Genomic DNA, 16,365 nt, shown 5'->3' with positions numbered 1-16,365 from the left:
ATAAGGAACTCAGTTGACCGTGTCTTACGCCGATTGCAGCACTGTCTAATCTGAGTTATCTACTCATTTACTTGCTTATGAATGGTTAGCTGTTTAAATAATAGTCAAACCACTGATAGCAGCTGTGAACTATAGCAGCGGTCGGTAAACACAGCAATCTGCTTTGTCGGAATGCTGTAAAAAAAACAGTTTTTGTTTGGGTTTTGATAGCTCTAACTCACTGTCTATAAATAATTTATCAATTGATATTTTAATTTGGAGGAATCTTGGTGCTTTTTTGTTCGAAGAATCAAAGAAATATAGAACTTCAAATACCATTTGGGGATAGATCGGTAGGGATTAGAAATAAATAAGTTCTGAATAGGGGTAAGAAAATCTCAATTATCAAAAGTGACAGTGATACAATAACCCAATGAGCGAAATTAGAACCCAAGTCCAATTTGTCGACATTGACGAAGATATGGCTGGTCAGCGTATTGATAACTTCTTACGCAACCAATTAAAAAACATCCCGAAAAGCATGATTTACCGAATCGTGCGTAAAGGCGAAGTCCGCGTTAACAAAAAACGCATCAAGGCTGAATACAAACTAAAAGCTGGTGATTTAGTTCGTATCCCTCCGGTTACTATTGAAGAGAAAACAGAAGAGAACGTGCCAAGCACGAAACTCAACAAGGTTTCAGAATTAGAACAGTGCATCATTTACGAAGATGATCACATGCTGATTCTTAATAAACCGTCTGGTACTGCCGTTCATGGTGGTAGCGGATTAAAGTTTGGAGCGATTGAAGCATTGCGTGCTCTTCGCCCTGATGCTCGTTTTCTTGAGTTAGTGCACCGTATCGATAGAGATACGTCTGGCATTTTGCTTGTTGCTAAGAAGCGCTCGGCGCTAAGACACCTTCAAGCACAGTTCCGTGAAAAAACGGTTCAAAAATACTACTTCGCTTTAGTGATGGGCGAATGGAAGAACAGCTGTAAAGTTGTAAACGCGCCTTTGTTGAAGAATGAAGTAAACAGCATTGTTCGCGTGAACCCGAATGGAAAAGCTTCTGAAACTCGTTTTAAGGTTTTAGAGAAATTCCAAGAAGCGACATTAGTTCAAGCAAGCCCAATTACCGGTCGTACACACCAAATCCGTGTGCATGCTCAGTATACTGGTCACCCAATTGCTTGGGATGATCGCTACGGTGATCGTCGTTTTGACGCTTACACGGGCAAGGTTGGTCTTGATCGTCTGTTCCTACATGCAGCAAACATCAAGTTCACGCACCCAGGTAGTGAAGAGAAGATGGATATCTCGGCGCCAATGGAAGCGCGACTAGAAAAAGCACTGACTGGTTTACGTAAGCTTTAAGAAGATACGAGAACTCTTTCAGGGTTTAGTATCAGCTATCTGAAGATGATAAAGGTTGACGAATATCGTCAACCTTTTTTGTTTGTGCCTACTGTAGAAGATCCCCAACTCGCTCGTTCCTCGCTCTTGAGGATGACGACTTTTAAGTTTCCAGTATAAAGTCACAATGCGCAGTCATCTCGTTCATATACTCTCAAGCAAATAACTAGGCTGTAGGTTTAATTATTACTCTATCCCTAAGAGCTTAGACGACTTAAGCGAAAAGCCTACCTTGACGAATTAGGAACTTCTAACTTATTAAATTTGGTAGTGATTACCGTCATTCCCTAGACTGACGAAGGAAGGAGTAGGGAATCTCTAACAAAGAGAGCGTATCCGTTACAGTACACTCATTCCTTGCGCTTCTAACATATCGACGAGATCGATCAGCGGTAAGCCGATCAAAGTATTCGGATCTTTACCTTCCATCTGTTTGAACAACGCGATGCCTAACCCTTCACACATAAAACTGCCCGCGCAGTAATAAGGTTGTTCTTTCTCGACATAACTAATGATTTGCTGCTCGGTTAAATCGCGGAAATGCACAACAAAGGTGTCGAGACGCGTGTCAGCTTGATTGGTTTCGTTGTTCCAAACCGAAAGCCCAGTATAAAAAGTAATGCTCTTGCCGCTTTGACGAGATAACTGCTCGATCGCTTTTTCTCGAGTATGAGGCTTACCTATGATCTCTCCGTCAATCACACACACTTGATCGGAACCAATCACTAGGCTCGGTTGTTCGATAGCACAAGACTTGGCTTTAGCCTCGGCAAGACGCATCACTAACTGTTGAGGCGTCTCTTTTGAAAGCGGCGTTTCATCGCAGTCAGGCTTAGCTGTGACAAAGTTTAACTGTAGCTTTTTGAGGATCTCTTGCCTAAATGGAGACGTAGAAGCTAAAACTAGTTGGTAATTTCTCATTTTAATTTACAATTCGTATAAGCATTTAGTTCAGGATAACGTAACTTATCCTGCTATTCATAATGCTCTGAACAGGAAAGGTAGGAAAGTATATTTTTTTTGCCATTTCCTTTGACTAAACATGATTTGGAAGATAAGATTCGCGCCCTATGCAAAAGGAAAAAATACCGCGTACAGTTGATCCGGCAAGAACGGCTCAAAAACGACTCGATGTGAATGGTATCATTCAGGTCAGTCTTTTAAAGCGTTTAACCGAAGCAACTGAAGGCGTAAAACGTGACGCGCAAGTCTCAATGTCATTTGGGCTTGATGAACAACGATTAGTCGTTATCTCTGGTAAAGCTAACGTCGAAGTCGATTTAGAGTGTCAACGTTGTAATGAGGTTTTCGCACATGAGTGCGATGTCCAATTTACTTATACTCCTGTTTACAGTGAGAAAAGTGAAGAGGAAGCACCGGAAGAGTACGATTTGGTAGATCTGAACGAGTACGGTGAGTTAGACCTGATTCAATTAGTTGAAGACGAGTTCATCCTTGGATTGCCACAAATAGCAATGCACGACGATGCGGACTGTAGCGTTAACTCAAATAATTTGGTATTTGGTGAACTTCCTGAAGAAATTGAGGAAGATAAAAAGCCGAATCCATTTGATGTTTTAAAAAGCTTAAAGAAGTAATTGCTTCTTTAAGAATTTACATAGGAGTAGGGTCAATGGCCGTACAAAAGAGCAAGAAATCACGTTCAATGCGTGGCATGCGTCGTTCACACGATGCACTAACTACAGCTGCACTTTCTGTAGACGCAACTTCAGGTGAAACTCACCTACGTCACAACGTGACTGCCGAAGGTTTCTACCGCGGCAAAAAGGTTATCAACAAGTAAGGTTGACCTTTGCAAAATCTAACCGTTGCGCTTGATGCAATGGGCGGGGACTTCGGTCCTCGTGTAACAGTGCCTGCCGCCGTGCAGGCACTGTCGTATTTCCCAGAGCTAAAAGTCATTCTCATAGGTGATCGAAACGCGATCACATCTCAATTATCTTCATTAGGTCGAATGCCTGATTCTCGTTTGAGTATCCAGCATTGTGATCGAGTTATATCCAATTCTGAAAAACCGTCACTAGCCTTACGTAACAGTCAGGGTAGCTCTATGCGTGCTGCTATTGATCTGGTTGCTGAATCACAGGCTGATGCTTGTGTGAGTGGTGGTAACACCGGCGCACTGATGGCGCTATCTCGTTTCAGACTCAAACTTCTTCCCGGTATTGATAGGCCTGCATTGGTTTCAGCTTTGCCTACTGCTTCTGGCAACCGTACATGGATGCTTGATTTAGGGGCGAACGTTTCTAGTGACGCAGATTCATTGTTTCAGTTTGCCGTAATGGGCAGTGCATTAGCGGAACAACATTTAGGTCGCGCGCCACGTGTCGCTATCTTGAATATCGGTGCTGAAGAAATTAAAGGTAATGACCTTGTAAAACGATGTGCCGAAATGTTGTCTAATACTCAGTCTGTGAACTTCATAGGCTATATTGAAGGTAATCAATTACTTCAAGATGCTGCTGATGTCGTCGTATGTGATGGTTTTGTGGGCAATGTCTGCTTAAAAACATGCGAAGGTACAGCTCAGCTCTTTATTGATAAGCTAAAAACGCGCATGATGGCTTCAACAATAAAGGGTTGGATTGCCAGAATGTTGTTTTCTGAGCTATTTACTGAATTAAAAACCTTGAACCCCGACCAGTATAACGGCGCAAGTTTGTTAGGATTGCGCGGCATTGTCATTAAAAGTCATGGAAGTGCTGATGTGTCTGCAGTCGTCAACGCGATTGGTGAAGCAGTACACGAGGTCAAACGACAAGTCCCCAGCCGCATTAGCGATCGTTTGGAAGCGGTTTTACTCGAGAGGCATTATTAGTCTTCATGTATAGCAAAATTTTAGGTACTGGCAGCTACTTGCCATCTCAGGTGCGTACTAACGCAGACTTAGAGAAAATGGTAGAGACCAGCGATGAGTGGATCGTTGCTAGAACTGGTATTAAAGAGCGTCGTATTTCAGCGGAAAACGAAACCGTTGCTGATATGGCGTTTTACGCTGCTGAAAATGCCATTGAAATGGCAGGTATCGACAAAGAAGAGATTGATTTAATCATCGTTGCGACAACCAGCAGTAGCCACACATTCCCGTCTTCCGCATGTCAGGTACAAGGCAAGCTTGGTATCAAAGGCTGCCCTGCGTTTGATTTGGCTGCGGCGTGTTCTGGTTTTGTCTACGCACTGTCTGTTGCTGATCAACATATCAAGACTGGCATGTGTAAGAACGTTTTGGTAATTGGTGCTGATGCACTGTCAAAAACCTGTGATCCGACTGACCGCTCTACTATCATCCTATTTGGTGATGCAGCAGGTGCGGTGGTTGTAGGCGCAAGCGAAGAGCCAGGTATTTTGTCTACTCATATTTACTCTGACGGTAAATACGGGGAGCTTCTAAGCTTAGAAGTACCAGAGCGTGGCGGTGACGCAGATAAATGGCTGCACATGGCGGGCAACGAAGTATTTAAAGTGGCGGTAACTCAGCTTTCTAAGCTAGTTAAAGACACATTAGCTGCGAACAATATGGATAAGTCAGAGCTTGATTGGTTAGTTCCACACCAAGCAAACTACCGTATTATCTCGGCTACTGCTAAAAAGCTGACGATGTCGCTTGATCAAGTAGTTATTACTCTTGATAAGCACGGTAATACGTCAGCAGCTACCGTACCAACGGCTCTTGATGAGGCTGTTCGCGACGGGCGAATTAAACGTGGCCAAACGCTTCTACTTGAAGCATTTGGCGGCGGATTCACTTGGGGTTCTGCGTTAGTTAAATTCTAACCCCAAGCGATAATCAACAAACAAGGCACATAACTTATGTGCCTTATTCAATTTTTTGCTTTGCTTAAAGGAAAATTACAATGAGCAAGTTTGCTATCGTATTCCCAGGCCAAGGCTCTCAAGCTATCGGTATGCTTGCAGACCTAGGCGAACAGTATGATGTTGTAAAACAGACATTTGCTGAAGCTTCAGAAGCACTTGGTTACGATCTATGGGCATTGGTTCAAGATGGTCCAGTAGAAAATCTAAATGAAACTTTTCGTACTCAACCGGCTCTATTAACTGCGTCTGTTGCAATTTGGCGTGTATGGCAAGAACTTGGCCTAGAGCAACCTGTAAATCTAGCAGGTCACAGCCTAGGCGAATACTCTGCACTAGTATGTGCAGGCGTTATCGACTTTAAAGAAGCGATCAAGTTGGTTGAACTACGTGGTCAACTGATGCAAGAAGCTGTTCCTGCTGGTGTTGGTGCAATGTACGCAATCATCGGTCTAGACGATGAAGCGATTGCTAAAGCGTGTGAAGAAGCTGCGCAAGACGAAGTTGTGTCTCCAGTTAACTTTAACTCTCCTGGCCAAGTTGTTATCGCGGGTAACAAAGCGGCAGTAGAGCGTGCTGGTGCACTTTGTAAAGAAGCGGGCGCTAAGCGTGCACTTCCGTTACCTGTTTCTGTGCCGTCTCACTGTGCACTGATGAAGCCAGCAGCAGACAAGCTAGCTGTAGCTCTAGAAGCTCTAGAGTTCAACACGCCAGCATTGCCTGTTATCAATAACGTTGATGTTATTGCTGAAACAGACCCTGCAAAAATTAAAGACGCACTTGTTCGTCAGCTATACAGCCCAGTTCGTTGGACTGAAGGTGTACAAGCGATGAACGAGCAAGGTGTTGAAAAGCTACTTGAATTAGGCCCTGGTAAAGTTCTTACTGGTCTAACAAAACGAATCGTAAAAACTATGACAGCTGCTGCAGTTAATGATACTGCATCACTAGAAGCTGCTAAGTAATAACCACTTAATAGAGAAGTTATGATGAATTTAGAAGGCAAAGTTGCACTAGTTACAGGCGCAAGCCGTGGCATCGGTCGTGCAATCGCTGAACTTTTGGTTGAGCGTGGTGCTAAAGTTATCGGTACTGCTACATCTGAAGGCGGCGCAGCTGCAATCAGCGAGTACCTTGGTGAGAACGGTAAAGGTCTTGCTCTTAATGTCACTGATACTGACTCAATTGCTGCTACACTGAAAACCATCAACGACGAATTCGGTGCGATTGACATTCTAGTTAACAACGCAGGTATCACTCGTGATAACCTACTTATGCGTATGAAAGACGACGAGTGGAATGACATCATCGATACTAACCTAACGCCTATCTTCCGCATGTCTAAAGCAGTCTTGCGTGGCATGATGAAGAAGCGTCAAGGTCGTATCGTAAACGTTGGTTCTGTAGTCGGTACTATGGGTAACGCTGGTCAAGCTAACTACGCAGCTGCAAAAGCAGGCGTAATTGGTTTTACTAAATCAATGGCTCGTGAAGTTGCGTCTCGTGGTGTTACAGTGAACACTGTAGCTCCTGGTTTCATCGAAACTGACATGACTAAAGCGCTAAATGATGACCAACGTGCAGCAACTTTGGCGAATGTACCAGCAGGTCGACTAGGTGACCCTCGCGAAATCGCTGAAGCTGTGGTATTTTTGGCGTCACCTGCGGCAGCTTATATCACAGGTGAAACACTTCACGTCAATGGCGGTATGTACATGGTGTAAATTATGTGCAACATTTGTGCATGATTTAAGTCAAGATCATACGTAATTTCGGTTAAAATCGTGAAAATTGTGGTTTGACCAGAAAAGTTGACCTTGCAACTTTCAATAGATTGAATAAACTACGGAAAACATCGCATAAAGCGAACTCTGTAAAGGAAAAGAAAAAATGAGCAACCTCGAAGAACGCGTAAAGAAAATCATTGTTGAACAGCTAGGTGTAGACGAAGCTGAAGTTAAAAACGAAGCTTCTTTCGTTGATGACCTAGGTGCAGATTCTCTAGACACAGTTGAGCTAGTAATGGCTCTAGAAGAAGAATTCGACACTGAAATCCCAGATGAAGAAGCTGAGAAAATTACTACTGTTCAAGCAGCTATCGATTACGTAACTAGCGCTCAGTAATAATCTCTCCCAGGCGGTCACCTCGACCGCCTGTGTTTTATCTAACTCATCTATCCTCATCTTAAATCACCTCAATCCCCGGAGTGTAAAATCGTGTCCAAGCGTCGTGTAGTTGTCACTGGCATGGGTATGTTGTCACCGGTAGGCAACACTGTAGAATCTTCTTGGAAAGCCCTGCTAGCTGGTCAAAGTGGTATCGTTAATATCGATCATTTTGATGCAACCAATTTCTCAACTCGTTTTGCAGGTCTAGTTAAAGACTTTAACTGCGAAGAGTATATGACTAAAAAAGATGCTCGTAAGATGGACTTGTTCATCCAGTACGGCGTCGCAGCAGGTATTCAAGCTTTAGATGATTCAGCCCTAACTATTACTGAAGAAAACGCTCCACGTGTGGGTGTTGCTATCGGTTCTGGTATTGGTGGTCTTGGTTTGATCGAAGCAGGTCACCAAGCTCTAACTGAAAAAGGCCCTCGTAAGATCAGCCCGTTCTTCGTACCGTCGACGATCGTGAATATGATTGCTGGTCACATGTCTATCATGCGTGGCCTACGCGGTCCAAACATCGCGATTTCTACTGCATGTACGACTGGCCTACATAACATCGGCCACGCAGCTCGTATGATTGCGTACGGCGATGCTGACGCAATGCTAGCGGGTGGTGCTGAAAAAGCATCGACTCCACTAGGTATGGGCGGTTTTGGTGCGGCTAAAGCACTGTCTACTCGTAACGATGAGCCTCAAAAAGCTTCTCGTCCATGGGACAAAGGCCGTGATGGCTTCGTTCTTGGTGACGGTGCCGGTATGATGGTTCTTGAAGAGTACGAACATGCGAAAGCTCGTGGTGCTAAGATTTACTGTGAGCTAGTTGGCTTCGGTATGTCGGGTGACGCTTACCACATGACATCTCCAAGTGAAGATGGCTCAGGTGGCGCACTAGCAATGGAAGCGGCTATGCGTGATGCTGGCATTACTGGTGAACAAATCGGTTATGTAAACGCACACGGTACTTCGACTCCTGCAGGTGACGTAGCGGAAGTTAAGGGCATCAAGCGTGCTCTTGGCGAAGCAGGCAGCAAGCAAGTATTGGTTTCTTCTACGAAATCAATGACAGGCCACCTTCTTGGTGCTGCTGGTTCTGCTGAAGCTATCATCACGGCTATGTCTCTGGTTGACCAAATTGTTCCACCAACAATCAACCTAGATGATCCTGAAGAAGGCTTAGATATTGACTTAGTACCTCACACTGCGCGTGAAGTTAGCAACATGGAATATGCTGCATGTAACTCATTCGGTTTCGGTGGTACAAACGGCTGTTTGATCTTCAAAAAGATTTAATCATCTTATTAAAGACGTAAACACTCGTAGATAGTCACAATTAGACTTGTTTTTAAACGGCTTGATGCTTTAGCATTGAGCCGTTTCTTTTTATGGGGAAAAACATGTTTTGGGTTGATGGAGAAAGCCAGCAAACTGTCGATATTTTGGATCGCTCGTTTCAGTACGGAGACGGCTGCTTTACGACAATGCTCGTGAGTGATGGTGAGATACAACATTTTCACGATCATCAGCACCGTGTCGACGAATGCCTTAAAGCGCTACGCATTTCTGCTCTTGATTGGAGTGTTGTTAGTCTTTGGCTCGATACAGCACTTCAGCACATCCAACACAACGGTCTTCATAGCACAAACCTTTATGGTTCAAAGAAGCTCCATAATGTAAACAAGCCTCATAATGAAAAATCAGGGATCAAGCTGCACGTTAGCCGCGGATCTGGTGGTCGTGGCTACAGTGCGAAGAATATCGCCAAGCCGACAATCACCATCAGTACCTTTGGTTATCCAAGCCATTATGCAGCGTGGCAAGACTCAGGTGTTGAACTTGGTATCTGCCAACAAGCGTTAGGTTTGAGCCCATTACTTGCTGGCCATAAGCACAATAATCGCCTTGAGCAGATTTTGATGAAAGATGAAATGGATCAGGCTAATGAAGTAGATGGTGTGGTTCTTGATATTTCGGGCAATGTGATTGAAACCACTATGGCCAATCTGTTTTGGCGCAAAGGTCAGGCGATATACACACCTCAACTTACTCAAAGTGGTGTAGCGGGGGTTATGCGTAAGCAAGTGTTAACCGCGCTGAATCAAGCTGAACTTTCCGTTACAATTAGTGACTACTGCTTATCTCAACTCATGCAAGCTGATGAGGTTTTCATGACCAACTCCATCTTAGGGGTTGCCCCAGTTACCCGTATTAGTGATACCCAATTTAACATTGGAACCGTTACTCGTAGCCTTCAAGGACAACTAAACTCGTGATCAAAAAGTTATTTATTTTTATTATCTTGTGCCTAATCGCAGCCGGTGCTGCTGGTTTTTATGTATACAACCAAGCACAAGATAACCTGAAACAAGTTATTCAATTAGAAAAACCGCAGGTGGTTACCGTTGCTTCAGGTAGCAGCTTTAACCGTGTTCTCGCGCAGTTGATTAACGAGGGGCTTTTTGAGGCTTCTCCTTACGAGAAATTAATCCGTAAGTTACATCCTGAGCTTGTAGACGTAAAAGCGGGTACTTTCCTGCTTGAACCGGGTTTAACCTTAGAGCAGGCGCTACAGGTGCTTGTTGAAGGGAAAGAGCACCAGTTTACCATTACCTTTGTTGAAGGCAGTCGTTTTGACGAATGGCTTGTTCAACTAAAAGACAACGAATTCATTCAACAGACGTTGGACGGTGTCTCTGAAAAAGAGATCGCTGAAAAGTTAGGTATTGAAAACGAAAAGCTAGAAGGCCTTTTCTTAGCCGAAACGTATCACTACACCTACGGCACAACTGATTTAGATTTGCTGAAGCGCGCGCATCGAGATCTAATGAGCGTGGTGAATGAAGAGTGGGAAAATCGAGCGGATAAGCTTCCTCTTAAGTCGCCATACGAAGCATTAATTCTTGCGTCTATCATTGAGAAAGAGACTGCTGTTGCATCAGAACGTGAGCGCGTCTCTTCTGTGTTCGTTAACCGTCTGAACAAGCGTATGCGTTTGCAAACTGATCCAACGGTTATCTACGGCATGGGTGACAGCTACGATGGCAACATCCGTAAGAAAGACTTACGCACACCAACGCCATACAACACCTATACAATGAGTGGCTTGCCACCGACACCTATCGCTATGGCAGGCAAAGCATCGATCAATGCGGCGTTGAATCCAGAGAAGAGCAACTACTTGTATTTCGTTGCGAGTGGAACAGGTGGTCACGTATTTTCAAAGAGTTTGACTGAGCATAACCGTGCAGTACGAGCTTACTTAAAGCAATTAAGAAAAAACAGATAAAGAAATAATTATGAATCAGTCAAAATTTATCGTGGTTGAAGGCCTTGAAGGCGCTGGCAAAAGCACAGCAATCAATGCCATCGTTGAGACATTAAAAGCGTCGGGTGTTGAGGATATTGTTAATACTCGCGAGCCGGGTGGTACAGTCTTAGCTGAAAAGATGCGCTCATTGGTTAAAGAAGAGCACGAAGGCGAGAAGCTTCAAGACATGACTGAATTGCTGCTGATGTACGCAGCACGAGTTCAATTAGTAGAGAACGTCATCAAGCCCGCACTCGACAGTGGTAAATGGGTCTTGGGTGATCGTCATGATATGTCTTCACAGGCTTACCAAGGTGGTGGTCGTCAGATAGCACGCACGACTATGGAATCACTGAAAGCAACCACGCTAGGCGGCTTTAAACCCGATCTAACGCTATATTTGGACCTAGACCCTAGAGTAGGGCTAGAGCGTGCTAGAGGCCGTGGTGAGCTTGATCGAATTGAAAAAATGGACATCTCATTTTTCGACCGCACGCGTGAGCGCTATTTAGAAATTGCAGAACAAGATGATTCTGTATTTGTGATTAATGCGCAGCAAGAAATTGAGCAAGTAGCCGCTGATATTAAAGTCGCGTTAACTGCTTGGCTCGACAAACAGTAGGTAGTCATGGCTGAAGTGTATTCTTGGCTCACCCCGGTATGGAGTGAGTGGAAAAAAAGTCTCGATGCGGAGCGTTTCCCTAACTCTGTGATTGTTAATGCACCGGAAGGGCTCGGCGTTGATGCGTTGATTAGCCAACTTACCGACGCATTGATGTGCACGAATTATGAAAGCGAGTCGTGCGGGTTTTGCCACAGCTGCGAATTAATGAAGTCGGGCAGTCACCCTGATTTTCATGTGATCTCACCAGAAAAAGAAGGTAAGTCGATCACGGTTGATCAAGTACGTGCTAGTAACCGCTGGGCTCAAGAGTCTTCTCAGTTAGGTGGTTTGCGCGTTATCTTGCTTGCCCCTGCTGAAGCAATGAACGAATCGGCTTCCAATGCACTACTGAAAACTCTGGAAGAGCCATCAAGCAAGTGTATTTTCATTCTGTCTACTCGCAACAGTAATCGCTTAATGCCGACTATTATCAGCCGTTGTCAGCAATTCAATGTGGTTAGCCCGCAGTTAGAGGCGGGTTCTGCGTGGTTAGATGGGGAAGTGGGCAAAGCGGTACCGCAGTATATTTTAGCACTCAATGACAACGCGCCTTTAAAAGCAAAAGCGATGTTTGAGCAAGATGGCGTTGAAGCATCAACAAAAGCGCTCGATGGCTTTGTGAATGTGATAAAAGGCACTCAACCTGACATGCTAAAGTTCTCTACAGAGCTTAGCAAAGACCCTTTAATTCAACTTGGCTGGCTTTGGCATTTATTGTCGGATGTACAGAAGCTGCATTTTGGTTTGGCGAACCAAGCTATTACTCCGAGTGCAAAAGCACTGTGTGAGGTGATGTCTTATCAAAGTGCTTATGCAGCATCGAATAAACTGCTGATATTGATTGAGCAGTTAAAGCAACACCCTGGGCTCAATACGGAGCTACTCATAATGAATTGGCTAATAGCCACTTGCGAGGAAACATGTTCGTAGATTCCCACTGTCACTTAGACAAACTGGATTACCAAGATTTACACACCAGCGTAGAAGATGTAGTTAACAAGGCGAAGGCTGCCAATGTAAACCAATTGCTTTCTGTCGGTGTGACACTAGATTCGTTTGAAAACATGCTCGAGATGATCTCGCCGTTTGATAACGTCAAAGCCTCCTGTGGCGTTCATCCTCTCGATGTTGAAAGTGATTTCTGCCTAGAGACAATGCGTGAGTACGCGAGCAATCCCAAGGTTGTAGCGATTGGTGAGACAGGTTTAGATTATCACTACCAACCAGAGACTGCAGAGCTACAACAGCTACGATTTAAGCAGCATGTTGAATTGGCCGTTGAGCTTAATAAACCTTTGATCATCCATACTCGTAACGCACGTGAAGACACATTGGCTATTTTACGTGATGGTGGAGCTGAGAAGTGTGGTGGTGTGATTCACTGCTTTACTGAAGATCAAGCGTTCGCTGAAGCGGCAATCGAGCTAGGCTTTTATATCTCAATTTCAGGTATTGTGACCTTCAAACAAGCAACAGAACTCAAAGAAGTTGTTAGGAAGCTTCCTCTCGATAGGCTATTGATTGAGACAGATTCCCCATATTTGGCGCCAATTCCATATCGTGGTAAGCAGAATCAGCCTGCATATGTCGTAGAAGTCGCAGCCTACATTGCACAATTGAAAGGCTTGTCAATGAAAGAGGTTGCTGAACAAACAACCAAAAATTATCAAAAACTTTTTTTGCGATAAAAAACGAAGTAAACAAATAAAAGGGAGCGAAAGCTCCCTTTTTGTGTTTTTGATCACCAAAAATGCTTTTTTTTTTAATGTTTACTAATTATGTTGAACTTGAGATGGCTATTTATAACATTTGTAATTTTGTTACTAAAAATAACATTAGCTCCTATTTTATTTACCCAGTAAAATAATAAGCTTAAAGAAAAATACCCATTAATTTCAATGAATTAAACGTTTGTAAAGCATTGCATTTCTAGATTTGACATGTGATCCAAGACGTGTTTTGAAACTAAATTTCGTAAGTGACTAGAAAGTTAGTTCCCCATCAATATATATTTAGCGGCAGAAAATATAATGCAATACATGGTTACATTTTCACTGGGTGCTAACATATAGGCTACGGGGGTGTGCCGTTAGAACCCATATAATTATTTTATCTTTATCAGGAGCATAAACATGTTTAAGAACCTTTTTGCTAGCCTGCAGAAAGTTGGTAAGTCTCTGATGCTTCCAGTATCAGTTTTACCAGTTGCGGGTATTTTGCTAGGTGTCGGTGCAGCAGATCTTCCTTTCATTCCAGAAATCGTTTCAAACTTAATGGAACAAGCTGGTGGTTCAGTATTTGGTCAAATGGCACTACTGTTCGCAGTAGGTGTTGCACTTGGCTTTACTAACAACGATGGTGTGGCTGGTCTAGCAGCTATCGTTGGTTACGGCATCATGACTGCTACACTTGGCGTAATGGCTGGTGTAATGGGCGTTGATAAAATCGATACTGGTGTACTAGGTGGTATCCTAGTCGGTGGTGTTGCTGCTTGGGCATTCAACCGTTTCTTCCGTATTCAACTACCAGAGTACCTTGGCTTCTTCGCTGGTAAGCGTGCTGTGCCAATCATCACAGGTTTCTCTGCGATCGGTCTAGCAATCCTACTATCTGTAGTATGGCCACCAGTTGGCGGCGCTATCTCTGCGTTCTCTGATTGGGCTGCTCACCAAAACCCACAAGTGGCGTTTGGTATCTACGGTATCGTTGAGCGTTCTCTGATTCCATTTGGTCTTCACCACGTTTGGAACGTACCTTTCTTCTTTGAAGCTGGTACTTGTGTAAACGCTGCTGGCGAAACTCAAAACGGTGTTCTTACTTGTTACCTAGTTGCTGATGACGCATCTCGTGCAGCGGGCAATGGCTTCGGTCAGCTAGCTGGTGGTTACATGTTCAAGATGTTCGGTCTACCTGCTGCTGCAATCGCGATTGCACACTCAGCTAAGCCTGAAAACCGCGCTAAAGTAATGGGCATCATGGCTTCTGCTGCGTTGACTTCATTCCTAACGGGTATCACTGAACCAATTGAATTCTCATTCCTATTCGTTGCTCCTGTTCTGTACGCAATCCACGCTCTACTAGCTGGCTCTGCTTACGTTCTTGCGAACACTCTAGGTTTTGTACACGGTACATCTTTCTCACACGGTCTAATCGACTTCCTAGTTCTATCTGGCAACGCGTCTAAGATGGGCCTAATGGTTGTATGTGGTATTGCTTACGCTGCAATTTACTACATCGTATTCCGCACTGTGATTAAAGCTCTAGACCTTAAAACTCCAGGCCGTGAAGACGAGACGGAAGAAGAGTCAGTTGCGACTGGTTCTGAACTTGCTGGTGAGCTAGTTGCTGCATTCGGTGGCAAAGCGAACATCACTGGTCTTGACGCTTGTATTACTCGTCTACGTGTTGCAGTAGCTGATACAGCTCTTGTTGACCAAGACAAACTGAAGAAACTAGGCGCTGCAGGTGTTGTTGTAGTTGCTGGTGGCGTACAAGCTATCTTCGGTACTAAGTCTGACAACCTTAAGACAGACATGGATGAGTGGATCCGTAACAACGGTTAATTCACTGATTCAATAAATTGAAAGGAGGCCGAAAGGCCTCCTTTTTTGTTTTCTGCTCTATGAAAGGCCTTTCCGCGTCTAACCCCCTCTAACTCAGAGAGTTACCGATCAACTCGATCATTTGATGGTCGTTCCCAAATTTTTCGTGTCTTTTATCTTTTACCTAGCGATGACACCTTTTGCTGAGATTCCAGTAGACTTCCGTTTTTTAAATACAGTCTGAGAATATTATGAAACATCGTTACTTGATCGGCCTTATGTGCTGCAGTGTAGCCTCTTTTGTTCACGCTTCTGAAGCTCCAGCTTTGGAAGTTGGACTTGCCATTGACCAAGACCTGAGTGTCGTTGTGGAATTTGATCAGAAATACCGTGCTACGATTGGCAATGACGGTGCTGCATTTGACTACATCTGGAAGCGTGGTCAGTTCGAGACTGAAGCTCCGCTGAGCTGGTATGTGGGTGCTGGTGCTTGGGCTGAATGGAATGATGACTTTGGTTTACGCTTGCCGTTAGGCGTGAAGGTTAACTTCTATGAAGGTTGGAATGCTTACGCGCAAGTTCACCCTGAGCTTGACATGTACAGAGGGGTTGAGTTGCAAGTAGGTGGTGCTCTGGGTGTTACCTACAAGTTCTAACTCGAAGTAAAAAACGTTTTAATAACGACAAAGCCAGCATTTAGCTGGCTTTGTCGTTTCATCAGACACCCTTATTTCTTCTCACTCATTTCGCTTGAGAACAGGCTTTGACTTAGAAAGTAAAACTCAGCCCGATATTGGCCTGGAATTGGTTCATCCAATCGGTATCAAAGCGGATAATGCAGTCTTGCCCTGTGCTCGGTACACTACAAACACCGGATGTGTCGTTATCGACAACTGTGCCTAGCCAGCGGATTTGAGTGTTTAAAGCTAAGTTGTCACTCAATTTGTACTCTAAACCACCAAAGATAGAGGTGGAGAATCCATACTTATCTTTCGCCCAGTCAACATCAACGTAAGACGCCCCAAGACCTAGCCCTAGATAGCCGGACAACACAGGAGAAGCAGGGTAGTAGATGCTGCTTTGAAAGTGCAGGTATTGGATGGAAGAGCTCAAGTTGAGTGTTTCCAACTCAGATCTCTGATTGGAATAGAAAAATCCGATGCGTCCTTTTTCAAGTGGCGTTTCAATTGCAAAAGTGTAGTTTTCAGAGCCTTTCATGTCATAAGTTTTACCATCCTGGTCTTCGACACTACCGCCGCCAGTATAACCCACCATTGGAGTAATGATGATTTCCGGCGAAGCATTCGCGCTTGAAATGGAAAGAAGCGTAACCAGTGCCATCATATTTGCTTTGTTATTCATGAGTATATCCTTGTCCATACACTTACTAATTGTGATGGTTACATCAATATTGTGCGACTAATTTCAACGATTCTTGAAGATACTTCACACA

18 protein-coding genes are annotated in these 16,365 nt (G+C 44.1%); 16 read left to right on the top strand and 2 right to left on the bottom strand.

From position 1 onward, the window contains the following. The first annotated feature begins 412 nt into the window (after positions 1 to 412). A complete protein-coding gene (rluC, locus tag ATB74_RS11035) occupies positions 413 to 1,357 on the top strand; it encodes a 23S rRNA pseudouridine(955/2504/2580) synthase RluC (RefSeq protein ID WP_061018505.1) in 945 nt (314 codons plus the stop codon). A 378-nt stretch (positions 1,358 to 1,735) separates the two neighbouring features. Here the strand turns inward: rluC and ATB74_RS11030 are convergent, their stop codons facing one another. Next, positions 1,736 to 2,317, bottom strand: coding sequence for a Maf family protein (locus ATB74_RS11030; RefSeq protein ID WP_061018503.1), 582 nt, complete (start codon positions 2,315 to 2,317; stop codon positions 1,736 to 1,738). A gap of 149 nt (positions 2,318 to 2,466) precedes the next feature. Here ATB74_RS11030 and yceD point away from each other — a divergent pair, with 149 nt between their 5' ends. The 15 genes from yceD (at position 2,467) to ATB74_RS10955 (ending at position 15,568) form a co-directional block, all read left to right on the top strand. After that, positions 2,467 to 2,994, top strand: coding sequence for a 23S rRNA accumulation protein YceD (gene yceD / locus ATB74_RS11025; RefSeq protein WP_046222705.1), 528 nt, complete (start codon positions 2,467 to 2,469; stop codon positions 2,992 to 2,994). Between the two features lie 35 nt (positions 2,995 to 3,029). Beyond that, positions 3,030 to 3,200: a 50S ribosomal protein L32 gene (gene rpmF, locus ATB74_RS11020; protein ID WP_004737376.1), complete on the top strand. Its 171-nt coding sequence runs from the start codon at positions 3,030 to 3,032 to the stop codon at positions 3,198 to 3,200. Between the two features lie 9 nt (positions 3,201 to 3,209). Continuing rightward, complete coding sequence (gene plsX / locus ATB74_RS11015) at positions 3,210 to 4,235, top strand: phosphate acyltransferase PlsX (protein ID WP_017062152.1); 1,026 nt, start codon at positions 3,210 to 3,212, stop codon at positions 4,233 to 4,235. A gap of 5 nt (positions 4,236 to 4,240) precedes the next feature. Next, positions 4,241 to 5,191 (top strand): beta-ketoacyl-ACP synthase III, encoded by a 951-nt coding sequence (locus ATB74_RS11010; RefSeq protein ID WP_017054985.1) that lies wholly within the window; start codon positions 4,241 to 4,243, stop codon positions 5,189 to 5,191. Between the two features lie 80 nt (positions 5,192 to 5,271). Continuing rightward, the gene (gene fabD / locus ATB74_RS11005) at positions 5,272 to 6,195 is read left to right on the top strand and encodes an ACP S-malonyltransferase (RefSeq protein WP_017630537.1); all 924 of its coding nucleotides are present in this window, start codon (positions 5,272 to 5,274) and stop codon (positions 6,193 to 6,195) included. A 24-nt stretch (positions 6,196 to 6,219) separates the two neighbouring features. Continuing rightward, positions 6,220 to 6,954 carry a 3-oxoacyl-ACP reductase FabG gene (fabG, locus tag ATB74_RS11000; protein ID WP_029235138.1) on the top strand — a complete coding sequence of 245 codons (735 nt, stop codon included), beginning with the start codon at positions 6,220 to 6,222 and terminating at the stop codon, positions 6,952 to 6,954. A 166-nt stretch (positions 6,955 to 7,120) separates the two neighbouring features. Next, on the top strand, positions 7,121 to 7,354 hold the full coding sequence (gene acpP / locus ATB74_RS10995) for an acyl carrier protein (protein ID WP_004737381.1): 234 nt from the start codon (positions 7,121 to 7,123) through the stop codon (positions 7,352 to 7,354). A 93-nt stretch (positions 7,355 to 7,447) separates the two neighbouring features. Further along, positions 7,448 to 8,692 (top strand): beta-ketoacyl-ACP synthase II, encoded by a 1,245-nt coding sequence (gene fabF, locus ATB74_RS10990; protein WP_010437291.1) that lies wholly within the window; start codon positions 7,448 to 7,450, stop codon positions 8,690 to 8,692. Between the two features lie 104 nt (positions 8,693 to 8,796). Continuing rightward, positions 8,797 to 9,672, top strand: a complete 876-nt coding sequence (gene pabC / locus ATB74_RS10985; protein ID WP_061018501.1) for an aminodeoxychorismate lyase — start codon at positions 8,797 to 8,799, stop codon at positions 9,670 to 9,672. Continuing rightward, a complete protein-coding gene (gene mltG / locus ATB74_RS10980) occupies positions 9,669 to 10,685 on the top strand; it encodes an endolytic transglycosylase MltG (protein ID WP_017062149.1) in 1,017 nt (338 codons plus the stop codon). The genes pabC and mltG overlap by 4 nt, the downstream gene beginning before the upstream one ends. Before the next feature lie 10 nt (positions 10,686 to 10,695). Continuing rightward, positions 10,696 to 11,328 (top strand): dTMP kinase, encoded by a 633-nt coding sequence (tmk, locus tag ATB74_RS10975; protein ID WP_060982315.1) that lies wholly within the window; start codon positions 10,696 to 10,698, stop codon positions 11,326 to 11,328. A 6-nt stretch (positions 11,329 to 11,334) separates the two neighbouring features. After that, positions 11,335 to 12,300 (top strand): DNA polymerase III subunit delta', encoded by a 966-nt coding sequence (locus ATB74_RS10970; protein ID WP_061018499.1) that lies wholly within the window; start codon positions 11,335 to 11,337, stop codon positions 12,298 to 12,300. Further along, entirely contained in the window at positions 12,291 to 13,058 is a 768-nt protein-coding gene (locus tag ATB74_RS10965; RefSeq protein ID WP_060982317.1) for a TatD family hydrolase, read from the top strand. Before ATB74_RS10970 ends, ATB74_RS10965 begins: the two co-directional genes overlap by 10 nt. A gap of 444 nt (positions 13,059 to 13,502) precedes the next feature. Then, positions 13,503 to 14,933, top strand: a complete 1,431-nt coding sequence (ptsG, locus tag ATB74_RS10960; protein ID WP_017062145.1) for a PTS glucose transporter subunit IIBC — start codon at positions 13,503 to 13,505, stop codon at positions 14,931 to 14,933. A 230-nt stretch (positions 14,934 to 15,163) separates the two neighbouring features. Beyond that, entirely contained in the window at positions 15,164 to 15,568 is a 405-nt protein-coding gene (locus tag ATB74_RS10955; protein ID WP_061018497.1) for a hypothetical protein, read from the top strand. 112 nt (positions 15,569 to 15,680) lie between these two features. On the opposite strand, the gene ATB74_RS10950 is transcribed toward ATB74_RS10955, so the two are convergent. Continuing rightward, complete coding sequence (locus ATB74_RS10950) at positions 15,681 to 16,274, bottom strand: outer membrane beta-barrel protein (protein ID WP_061018495.1); 594 nt, start codon at positions 16,272 to 16,274, stop codon at positions 15,681 to 15,683. Positions 16,275 to 16,365 lie beyond the last annotated feature (91 nt).

It is taken from the genome of Vibrio splendidus (assembly GCF_001557875.1).
Lineage (GTDB): Bacteria > Pseudomonadota > Gammaproteobacteria > Enterobacterales > Vibrionaceae > Vibrio > Vibrio splendidus_F.
This window is presented reverse-complemented; position numbering and strand designations above follow the sequence as displayed.